Source organism: Cupriavidus sp. 01L43 (genome assembly GCF_056399925.1).
Window position 1 is genome coordinate 1 of sequence record NZ_JBFTSH010000037.1, and the last position, 2,072, is coordinate 2,072.

Below are 2,072 nucleotides of genomic sequence, written 5' to 3' on the forward strand. Positions count from 1 at the left end.
CGAAATTCGGCTCTCCAAGCCGCTCGCCATAATTGCGCGCTCTGTTACGCTGCCAGCCCCATCGTCTGATATCGCCGTTTGAGCGATTATGGACGTCTACAAGGGCGCGCTATGCAGTTCCAGCGGAGTTTCCACACGGCCTCGACCCTGAGCGGTCATTTGGATAGGCGGCTTCTCCAGTGAGCGTAACCACGCGATAGCCAATTGGAGCGGGCGATCGGAGGAAGACGGTTCGTCCGAGTTTCTAGTTCGCCACCGAGGCCGCGAAAACGCGTCGATAGTTGCCACCGAGGATCTGCTCGGATTCGGACTGCGAGAACCCTGCAGCGAGCAAGGCGTTACCGAGGGATGGCAACTGCGCGTAGCTGGTGAATACGGGCGGGGAAATGAAGCCGAGCATGTCCGTCCCAAGCCCTACGTGGTCGACGCCCACGATGTCGGCCATGCGTCTGAATCCATGTGCCATATCCTGCAGGTCGTGGAACGAACTGGAGCTAGGCCACACGCCGATCACGCCGCCCGTGTCCGCTATCGCGCGTGCATGATCGGCAGAGATCAATCGGCCTCGGCTGGTCGGGCGCCTGGCCAGCGCGGTATGCGACAGGACCAGCGGCTTTGTTGCCACGGAGGCCGCACGCTTTACGAGAGTGAGTCAACTGCAGGTGGCGTAGCTGATACAACGTAAAGGCTTCGTCGACACGCTCGATTCTGTCTTCGAGAAAATCCGCGCCTTCTGCCGAAATGATCGCGCGAGGCCCGGCAGCATCGTCCGGCGTGAGTTCGCCCGGATGCGTGACGACGCTGATCCCTTCCTGCTCGACGAGCGCCTTCGCGCGCTTGAACTCTTCCTGCGATAAATGATAAAGCTCTCCTGGCTCCGGCTTGCGCCACGCCTCGAAGCGTCTGCGATCGGCAGAGACTCGCGTAACGAGGGCATCCGTCACAATCGCAAGACAAATCACGTTCATGCCGCCAGGAAAGCGGCACCGTGCTACGGACACTGGCTTAGGCATTACCGTTTGGGAAGCAAACTATCAGGGTCGCGCAGGAAAATTGTCAACGATTTCTGTCCTCAAGTCGACTAAGCGCTTCTGGCGGATAGCTGCCATGTCGGGGCGCTCGCCGGCCGTCAAAGGAAGCGACAGGCATGTGTCCCAGTTCGCCAAATGAACGCTTCGGGTCGAGAAATGCAGTTCGTCGAGCTACTTCCCCAGTGATTTCAATTTCAGTCAGAATACGTTGATGACAGTAGACTCACCTTCTGCGGGCAATCGGAAAGGAGAATAATGCAAACAGCCGAAACAACCACCACCCCGGTGAAGATCCGTACGGTCAATCCGGACGATTTTCCTGCTTGGAAAGTTCTCTGGGATGGGTATAACGCGTTCTACGGCCGGCACGGTGCTACTGCTTTGCCGGCTGAAATCACGCTCACAACCTGGTCACGCTTCTTCGACGCGTACGAGCCAATGCAAGCGTTAGTTGCAGAACAAGCCGGTGAGCTGATTGGGTTGGCACACTTTTTACTGCATCGAAGTACGATTCAACTTAATCCGAACTGCTATCTGCAGGATCTTTTCACAGCGGAGGCCGCAAGAGGAAAGGGGGTTGCACGCTACTTGATCGATCAGGTCTTTTCGCGTGCAAAGGCACAGCGCGTGGAGAGAGTGTACTGGCAGACCCAGGAAACAAACACGACCGCCATGCGCCTCTACGACACCATCGCTGAGAAGTCCGGATTTGTCGTGTACCGCAAGCAGCTTTGAGTCGAGAACACTACCCGGCCGGGACAACCGATTGATGACCGCCAGCCGGGCATAGGCGGACGGAACAACGGCGGTGACATTTTCTATTTGGCTCAGATACGACATTACTATTTAGCGCCAACATCGTTTGTCCAGGCAAAGTTCAAATGTCCGGGGGCGGGGCTGCGGACGATTTCTTGGACTGATTCAGGTTGCGATTCCCAAGCGGCGCCGGTAGTCGACCGGGCTCATCGCCTGCAGGGACAACTTGATGCGCCGCTCGTTGTACCACTGGATGTACGAGTTTAGCTCGTTCATGAATGCCTC

Annotated in this window: 4 protein-coding genes; 1 reads left to right on the forward strand and 3 read right to left on the reverse strand. The window is 57.2% G+C overall.

Translation table 11 applies throughout. The annotated features are described in order from the left end of the window. Positions 1–244 precede the first annotated feature (244 nt). Positions 245–610: a membrane dipeptidase gene (locus AC1DP9_RS27595; RefSeq protein WP_477109060.1), complete on the reverse strand. Its 366-nt coding sequence runs from the start codon at positions 608–610 to the stop codon at positions 245–247. Then, positions 495–968 carry a hypothetical protein gene (locus tag AC1DP9_RS27600; RefSeq protein ID WP_477109061.1) on the reverse strand — a complete coding sequence of 158 codons (474 nt, stop codon included), beginning with the start codon at positions 966–968 and terminating at the stop codon, positions 495–497. The genes AC1DP9_RS27595 and AC1DP9_RS27600 overlap by 116 nt, the downstream gene beginning before the upstream one ends. Before the next feature lie 318 nt (positions 969–1,286). On the opposite strand from AC1DP9_RS27600, the gene AC1DP9_RS27605 reads away from it, so the two are divergent. Then, complete coding sequence (locus AC1DP9_RS27605; protein ID WP_441593078.1) at positions 1,287–1,766, forward strand: GNAT family N-acetyltransferase; 480 nt, start codon at positions 1,287–1,289, stop codon at positions 1,764–1,766. Positions 1,767–1,952: 186 nt separating this feature from the next. On the opposite strand, the gene AC1DP9_RS27610 is transcribed toward AC1DP9_RS27605, so the two are convergent. Then, positions 1,953–2,072, reverse strand: a 120-nt coding sequence (locus AC1DP9_RS27610; protein ID WP_477106011.1) for an IS3 family transposase, incomplete at its 5' end; no start/stop codon positions are given.

Bases quoted from the DNA above. Each gene is read 5' to 3' on its own strand.
- AC1DP9_RS27600 (WP_477109061.1), bottom strand. From the start codon at position 968: ATGAACGTGATTTGTCTTGCGATTGTGACGGATGCCCTCGTTACGCGA.
- AC1DP9_RS27605 (WP_441593078.1), top strand. From the start codon at position 1,287: ATGCAAACAGCCGAAACAACCACCACCCCGGTGAAGATCCGTACGGTC.